Below are 7,823 nucleotides of genomic sequence, written 5' to 3'. Positions count from 1 at the left end.
GGACGGTGGTGGGGAAACGGAAAAACGTCCGGCCGCAGAGCTGCCTGGGGGCACAGACGACGGCGCCCGCCGCCGCGGGGTGCGGTGGCGGGCGCCGGGGGTGGCGGTGAGGTCAGTCGTCGCCCTGGAAGTAGCTGATGAGGCGGAGCAGCTCCAGGTAGAGCCAGACCAGGCTGACCAGGATGCCGAACGCGGCGACCCACGAGTACCGCTGCGGCAGCCCCATCCGGACACCCTGCTCGACCTCGTGGAAGCTCAGCACGAAGCTGAGCGCGGCGACCACCACGACGACCAGGCTGAAGCCGATCGCCAGCGGGCTGCCATCACGCAGGCCGGTGTTGATACCGAACAGCGCCAGCACCAAGTTGATCAGCATGACGCCGAACAGACCGGCCATCACGGCGATCATGCCCTTGACGAACTTCGGCGTCGCCCGGATGACCCGCGCCTTGTAGAGCATCGCCATCAGGAAGAAGACGCCGAAGGTGGCCACCACGGCCTGCAGCACGATGCCCTCGTAGAGCGACTCGAAGGCCTTGCTGACCAGGCCCACGAAGGCACCCTCGACCACCGCGTACGCGATGACCAGCGCCGGATTCGCCATCCGGGAGAACGAGATGATCAGGCCGAGGACCAGACCGACGATGGCCGCGCCGATCCAGGCCGGACCGAGCAGAGCGTCCGGCACCAGCACCCAGGCGGCCGCGGCGGAGACACCGAGGATGCCCAGAAGAGCGACGGTCTTGACCACCACGTCGTCGATCGACATGGTGCCGGCCGCCACCGGGGCGGCGGGGTAGCCGGGCTGGCCCGGGTACTGCTGGGGAATGCCCGGCTGTCCATACGGCCCGGGCTGGGCGTACCCGGCGGAACGCTCCCGCTCGGCCGCCTGGCCGAGCCGGGCGAGCACCGGGTTCGAGGTCTTCACTTTCAGGCCTCCCTCAGGGGGTCGTCGCACGCTCGACGTGCCCTTACAGGGTACGGGTCGCCGGCAAGGCACGCCGCACGGCAAGCTGTGGGATAGCTGAGAGTCTACGGTGCCCGGGGCGGGGGTCGAACCCGCACGCCTTGCGGCAGCCGCTTTTAAGGCGGCCGTGTCTGCCGTTCCACCACCCGGGCAGGCGGCACCGGCACGTCGACACACGGCGGTGCACGTGTCACCGTAACCGTTGCGGGGCCACGAGACGTACCCCGTGCGGTTAGGGTCGATTCCGTGACCAGCCAAGCCCGTACGGCGCCCGGCGCCGATCGCGACCTGGCGCTCGATTCCACCGAGCCGGCCGCGACCGGCTCCCGCCTCACCCGGTGGCGCTCCGGCCTGCTCCGGCACCGCGCCGACCTGGCCGTCGTGCTGGTGTTCCTGCTGCTCGCCGGCTGGGTCACCCACGGCATGTGGCCCGACCCGTCCGGCCGGGTGCTGGCCCTCAACCCGGCGGACCAGACGCTCTACGAGTGGTTCCTGGCCGTCGACGCGCGAGCGCTGCACGGCGACTTCGGCCTGCTCACCGACAAGCTGAACGCCCCGGACGGGGTGAACCTGATGACCAACACCACGGTCATCGCGCTCGGGCTGCTGCTCGCCCCGGTCACCCTCCTGTTCGGGGCGCCGGTCACCTTCGCCCTGCTGGTCGGGGCGAACCTGGCCGGCACCGCCGTCGCCTGGTACCTGCTGTACGCCCGTACGCTGCGGGCCCGGCGGTTCGCCGCCGCGCTGGGCGCCGGGCTGTGCGGTTTCGGGCCGGGCATGGTGTCGCAGTCCAACAGCCACCTGCACATGACCGCGCAGTGGCTGGTGCCGGTGATCGTCTGGCTGGTGGTCCGGCTGCTGCGCGCCGCCGACCCCGGACCGGGGACGCCCCCCCGGCGGCGGTTGGTCAGCTCGGCGGTGGGGTTGGCGGCCGTGGTGACCGTGCAGGTCTTCGTCGGTGAGGAGGTGCTCTTCCTCGCCGCCGTCACCCTGCTGGTGATGACCGTCACGTACGGCCTCGCCGACCGGGGCCTGCTGCGTCGCGCGCTGCCCGGATTCGCCGGTGGTCTGCTGTTCGCCGCCGGGCTGGCCCTGATCGTCCTGGGTGGGCCACTGTGGTTCCAGTTCGCCGGCCCGCAGGGTGTGGCGGACGGCATGTTCAGCCCGCACTACTTCTCGGCCGACCTGCGTAGCTGGTGGACGTTGTCCCCGCTGTCGGTGTTCGGTGACGACTCCTCGGCCCGGCTCACCACCGGCCCGGCCGAGTACAACACCTTCCTCGGTCTGCCGTTGCTGCTGGTGGTCGTCGGCTGCGCGCTCTGGCTGTCGCCGCACGGCCCGGCCCGCCGCCCGCTGGTGCGCGCCTGCGTCGTGGCGGCGCTGGTCATGGGCGCACTGTCGCTCGGCCCGCAGGTGGTCCTCGACGGCGAGCGTTCCCAGCTGCCCGGGCCGTACGCGCTGCTCGCCGGGCTGCCGGTGGTGGACGCCGCGCTGCCGATGCGGTTCGGGCTGGCCGTGCTTCCGCTGGCCGGCACGCTGCTGGTGCTCGCCGTGGACCGGGCGCTGCGCTCCCCCGGGCGGGCCCGGCGGCTGGTCCCGGCGGCGGTCGCCGCAGCCCTGATCACGACCTTTCCCGCTCCCCTGCCGACGGCCGACCGGCCGGCGCTGCCCGAGTTCATCAGCGGCGGCCACTGGCGCGGGTGCGTACGCCCCGGCGGCGTGCTGGTGCCGGTGCCGGCGGCCACCCCGAAGGAGCCGTGGCCGATGCGCTGGGCCACGGCGGCCGACGCGCAGTTCGCGATCCCGGAGGGCTTCTTCATCGGCCCGTACGGGGCGCACGGCTCGGCCGCGATGGGCACCTACAAGCGGCCCACCTCGCAGCTCTTGGCCGAGGTGGCCCAGCAGGGCGGCGAGCCGGTGATCGACGAGGAGCGGCGGCGGCAGGCCCGCGTCGACGCCGCGTACTGGGGGGCCGCCTGCGTGGCGGTGACCGACGACGCCCCGCACGCGGAGAACCTGCGGCGCACCCTGGTGGAGCTCTACGGGCCGGGCACCCGGATCGCCGACGCCTGGACCTGGCGGGTCTGACCACGACGAAGGGCCTCACCCCGGACGGGGGAGAGGCCCTTCGTCGCCTACGGTCAGCTCCGCTTGCCGGTGCCCACCGGCTGCCTCGGCGGGGCGGATGCCTCGGCGAACTGGTCGCGCGGATCGTGCAGCTGGCCGAGGGCGACGACCTCACGCTTGAGGAAGAACGCCAGCGACCAGTCGACCACGACCCGGACCTTGCGGTTGAACGACGGGATCCGGCTCATGTGGTACGTCCGGTGCATGAACCAGGCCGGCCAGCCGGTCATCTTGACGCCGTAGACCTGGGCGACGCCCTTGTGCAGGCCGAGGCTGGCCACGCTGCCGGCATGCTTGTGCTTGTAGTTGACCGGCTCACGCCCGCGGATCACGTTGACGATGTTGTCGGCCAGCCGTGTCGCCTGGCGTACGGCGTGCTGCGCGCTCGGCGAGCAGTAGTTGCCGGGTTCCTTCGTGAGGTCCGGCACGGCGGCACAGTCACCCGCGCTCCACGCCCCCTCGACCACCCGGTCGCCGTCCACCACCTGCAGGGTCGGCAGGCAGGTGACCCGGCGGCGGTCGTCACGCGGGAAGTCGGTGGCGTCCAGCATCGGCGACGGCTTCACGCCGGCGGTCCAGACGATGGTGTCCGCCGCGAAGGAGTCGCCGTCGGAGAGCTTGACCACCCCGTCGACGCAGGACTCCAGCCGGGTGTCCAGACGGATGTCCATGTTCCGCTTCAGCAGCTGCTGCACCGTGTAGGCGCCCATGTCCCGGTCGACCTCGGGCAGCACCCGCTGCGTCGCCTCGACCAGCACCCAACGCATGTCCGCAGGCGACAGCTCCGGGTAGTAGCGCAGGGCGTCGCGGGCCATGTCCTCCATCTCGGCGAGCGCCTCGATGCCGGCGTAGCCGCCGCCGACGAAGACGAAGGTCAGCGCGTTGCGCCGGACCTCGGGGTCGACCGTCGCGGCCGCCACGTCGAGCCGGTCCAGCACGTGGTTGCGCAGGTAGATGGCCTCGCCGATGGTCTTGAACCCGATCCCGTGCTCGTGCAGGCCGGGGATCGGCAGCGTCCGGGAGACGGAACCGGGAGCCACCACCACGTGGTCGTACGCGATCTCCCGGGTCGGGCCGCTGATCGGCTGCACCACCGCCGTGCGGCGGGCGTGGTCGATCCGGGTCACCGCCCCCACCACGACCTTGCACTTGCGCAGCTCACGACGCAGCGGCACCACCGCGTGGCGGGGCGAGATGTTGCCCGCAGACGCCTCCGGGAGGAACGGCTGGTACGTCATGTGCGGCTGCGGGTCGACGACGACGACCTCGGCCTCACGGGAGCTCAGCTTCTTGGACAGGCGCAGAGCGGCGTACAGGCCGACGTGCCCGGCACCCACGACTAGGATCCGCTTCGGGTTCACGTCAACTATCTTTCCCCGGGCGGCGGGACTAATCCCGTTCGAGACCCCCACTTGTGACCGAGCACAACCCCTGTGACCTGCGCGACGTTGCTGGTCATCCCGCTATCTGCGACGGAGCAGCCAGCCCAGCAGCCCGCTGCCCCCCACCGCCACCAGCAGGCCCACCACCGTCGCGGCCTGGGAACCGGCGGCGTCGCCGATCCCGCCCAACCAGGCCAACACGACGCCGACGACCCAGGTGGCCAGAATCACCGCCGCGGCTCGAGCCAACCAGCGGACCAGGACGTCCGGGTCGACCAGCGCGTCGTAGGGCAGCACCGCGGCGAGCGCGCAGAGGGTGTGCCCGAGGTAGAGGAACGCGGCCACGGCGAGCAGCCGCCACAGCGCGATCGGACGGTCGTACCCGGCGGAGGCCATCACCCAGCCACCCACCGTGACGATGGCCGCGAAGGTCGGCCAGATGCGGCGCGGCCCGGCCGCCGGCAGCGCCGCGACCACCGCCAGGGCCAGCAGCGTCCTCGATTGGAACAGCTGCGCCGGGTACGCCAGCAGCAGACCGGCCAACACCACCACGAAGATGCCGAACCGCACCAACAGTGTCGTCGGGGACACCCGGCGAGCCGCCTTCACCCGCTCCCTCAGCGCGTTCACCGGATCCGCCCGCCGTCCGCGCCGGCCGGCCCTCGCCGCGCCGCGCCCGTCACCGGGCACCCACCCGGGGGGCGGTGGCCAGCCGGGCCACGTCCCGCAGCACCTGGTCCAGGCTGCCCGCGCCGGCCCAGGGCACCACCGGTACGCCGTGCTCCCGCAACTGGCCGATCATCGTGTCCCGGTCCAGCCGCCACAACCGGTACGCCACCGGCGCCCAGCCCTTCTCCCCCGGCGGCGGCAGGTCCGCCGGAAGGGTGTCCACCGCCACCACGAACCGGCCGCCCCGGGCCAGCCGGGCCAGCATCTGCGCCGACCGCTCGTCCAGCAGCGGGGTGAGCACCACCACCAGCGCGTCGGCGGAGAGCACCTGCGGCCCGAACACCTGGTCGTACGGCTCGTGCGGGGATGCCTCGGCGCGGGTGTCGAGCAGCCACTCCAACACGGTCAGGTACTGTCGCCGGCCGGTGGCCGGGCGGAGCCGGCGGGCGGTCGGCCCGTACTCCAGCAGCGCCACCCGGTCACCCCGGTGCAGGTAGTGCTCGGCGATCGCGGCGGCAGCCCGGACCGTGGTGTCCAGCACGGACGCGGCCCCCCGCACCCCGCCGGAGCGCCCCGCCTCGGCCAGCACGTCGAGCAGGACCACCACCTCGGCGTCCCGGTCGGAGAGGGTGGCCGCCACGTGCAGTTGCCGGGCCCGCAGCGACACCCGCCAGTCGATCCGCCGCAGCCGGTCACCCGGCGCGAAGACCCGCACGCCGGCCAGTTCGCCGCCCTCGCCGGGGCGGCGCGAGTGGTGCGCACCGACCAGCCCGGCGGCCCGGGGCATCGCCTCGACCGCCTCGAACGGCTCCGTCATCGGGTACACCCGCAGCCGTACCGGCTCGGTGACGACCGCCCGGGAGACCAACAGCCCGTCGGCGGTGGCGACCCGGGCACCGGCCCGCCCGACCGGGTGCCGGCCCCAGCGCAGCGCGGTGCCGGTCAACTCCAGGTCCACGGCGACGCCGGTGGGGATGGCGGTGACGAAGGGCCGGTCCAGGCCGGAGCCGCCGATGTCGGTCCCGCCGCCGCCGAAGCCGGCCCGCTCGACCCGTAGCCACGGCGAGATCCGGGTCCGCACCACGGCCAGGTGGTAGGGCACCGTGTCCGGGTTGCCAACGCTGACCCGGGCGGCCAACGGCCCCCCTTCGACCAGCTGCCCGTCCGCGGCGGCGATCTCCAGGTACGGAGCGGCGGTGGGCCGGCGGCGCAGCGCGTACGCGGTGCCGAGCGCGAACGGGGCGGCCAGCACCACCAGGTCTACCCGGCCGAGCAGCACGGCGGCGATCAGCAGGAGCCCGGTGAGCAGCACCACCCGGCCCAGCGCCCAGGTGGGCGCCCATCCCGCCGCAGGCTGCTGCCCGTCCTCGGAGGTGGGCACGGCGTCAGCGCCCGAGCCGGCCGGCCGCGTGGCTGGGCAGCGCGCCGCTGGCCGGGGCGGGAGTCTGCTCCAGCACCTCACCGACCACGAAGGACGGGTCGACGCGGCGCAGCCACATCTCCGGGCGCAACGTGATGCGGTGCGCGAGGGCGGGCGCCGCCACGTCCTTGACGTCCTCGGGCACCACGTAGTCCCGGCCGGCGAAGACAGCCCGGACCCGGGCCAGCAGCAGCAGCGCCAGTGAGCCGCGCGGCGACGCTCCCACCAGCACCGACGGGTGTTCGCGGGTGGCCGCGGTCAGGTCGACGATGTACCGGCCGACGGAGTCCTCCACCACCACGTCCTCCAGCGCCGCCTGCATGGACCGCAGCGTGCCGGCGTCGACCACCGCCGGGATCTCGGCCTCCTCGCGGCGGCGGGCCATTCGCCGGCGCAGGACGTCCCACTCCTCCTCGCGCTGCGGGTAGCCGAACGACACCCGCAGCAGGAACCGGTCCAGCTGCGCCTCCGGCAGCGGGTAGGTGCCCTCGTACTCGATCGGGTTGGCGGTGGCCAGCACGTGGAACGGCTCGTCCAGCCGGTAGGTGACGCCCTCCACCGAGACCTGCTTCTCCTGCATCGCCTCCAGCAGCGCCGACTGGGTCTTCGGCGGCGTCCGGTTGATCTCGTCGGCGAGCAGCAGATTGGTGAAGACCGGGCCGGCGCGGAAGGAGAAGTCGCCGCTGCGCTGGTCGTACAGGAAGGAACCGGTGACGTCCGCGGGCAGCAGGTCGGGGGTGAACTGGAGGCGGCGGAAATCCAGCCCGAGTGCCTGCGCGAACGAGCGTGCGGTCAGGGTCTTGCCGAGGCCGGGCAGGTCCTCCAGCAACACGTGCCCGCCGGCCAGGATGCCGGCCAGGACCAGTTCCAGGGCCTCCCGCTTGCCGACCACGACCTGACCGACCGCGTCCAGCACCGCCCGGGCCAGGTGGCCCACCTCGGTGGCGGGGATGCTGCGGTCCACGGCGTTCATATCTTCTCCAGTTCGGCGACGATCGCCGCGAGGTCGCGCGGCGACGGCGGGCGGCGGGACGGCGTGGCCAGGAACGCCCACAGCGGTTCCCCGAGCAGGGTACGGGCCCGGGCGGGGTCGGAGTCGCGGGTGAGACCGTGCCGCTGGCGCAGTCGTTCGTCGGCCAGTTCGCCGAGGCGGGGCAGAATCCGCTCGGTGAACCGTTCCCGGTTGCCCGACGCCCAGTCCAGCGGTCGTTCCCAGCCGTTGATGGCGGCGCGCAGGGCGTCCTGGGCGGCCCAGTTC

General features: G+C 73.2%; 6 protein-coding genes, 1 tRNA gene and 1 pseudogene. 1 reads left to right on the top strand and 7 read right to left on the bottom strand.

Annotated features, from left to right (window positions below; translation table 11 throughout):
- Positions 1–112 precede the first annotated feature (112 nt).
- Both E1182_RS27485 and E1182_RS27480 read right to left on the bottom strand, forming a co-directional pair.
- Entirely contained in the window at positions 113–928 is an 816-nt protein-coding gene (locus E1182_RS27485; RefSeq protein ID WP_132270651.1) for a Bax inhibitor-1/YccA family protein, read from the bottom strand.
- 110 nt (positions 929–1,038) lie between these two features.
- Positions 1,039–1,119, bottom strand: a tRNA-Leu gene (locus tag E1182_RS27480).
- Between the two features lie 94 nt (positions 1,120–1,213).
- Between E1182_RS27480 and E1182_RS27475 the strand changes: the two genes are divergently transcribed.
- Positions 1,214–3,055 (top strand): hypothetical protein, encoded by a 1,842-nt coding sequence (locus E1182_RS27475; RefSeq protein ID WP_132270650.1) that lies wholly within the window; start codon positions 1,214–1,216, stop codon positions 3,053–3,055.
- A gap of 53 nt (positions 3,056–3,108) precedes the next feature.
- On the opposite strand, the gene E1182_RS27470 is transcribed toward E1182_RS27475, so the two are convergent.
- The 5 genes and pseudogenes from E1182_RS27470 to E1182_RS27450 all read right to left on the bottom strand — a co-directional run.
- Positions 3,109–4,455 carry an NAD(P)/FAD-dependent oxidoreductase gene (locus E1182_RS27470; protein ID WP_132270649.1) on the bottom strand — a complete coding sequence of 449 codons (1,347 nt, stop codon included), beginning with the start codon at positions 4,453–4,455 and terminating at the stop codon, positions 3,109–3,111.
- Between the two features lie 102 nt (positions 4,456–4,557).
- Positions 4,558–5,106: a hypothetical protein gene (locus E1182_RS27465; RefSeq protein ID WP_132270648.1), complete on the bottom strand. Its 549-nt coding sequence runs from the start codon at positions 5,104–5,106 to the stop codon at positions 4,558–4,560.
- Positions 5,107–5,155: 49 nt separating this feature from the next.
- Entirely contained in the window at positions 5,156–6,526 is a 1,371-nt protein-coding gene (locus E1182_RS27460) for a DUF58 domain-containing protein (protein WP_132270647.1), read from the bottom strand.
- A 4-nt stretch (positions 6,527–6,530) separates the two neighbouring features.
- Positions 6,531–7,538 (bottom strand): MoxR family ATPase, encoded by a 1,008-nt coding sequence (locus E1182_RS27455; RefSeq protein WP_132270646.1) that lies wholly within the window; start codon positions 7,536–7,538, stop codon positions 6,531–6,533.
- Positions 7,535–7,823 (bottom strand): annotated as a pseudogene (locus E1182_RS27450) (hypothetical protein); the annotation flags it as partial. The gene E1182_RS27455 and the pseudogene E1182_RS27450, both read right to left, overlap by 4 nt.

This window comes from Micromonospora sp. KC721, from assembly GCF_004348355.1.
Taxonomy (GTDB): Bacteria; Actinomycetota; Actinomycetes; order Mycobacteriales; family Micromonosporaceae; genus Micromonospora.
The sequence above is the reverse complement of the archived record's forward strand: the minus strand, read 5'-3'. Positions and strand labels throughout refer to the sequence as shown.

Coding starts and splice junctions, on each gene's coding strand:
- E1182_RS27455 (WP_132270646.1), bottom strand. CDS start 7,538: ATGAACGCCGTGGACCGCAGCATCCCCGCCACCGAGGTGGGCCACCTG.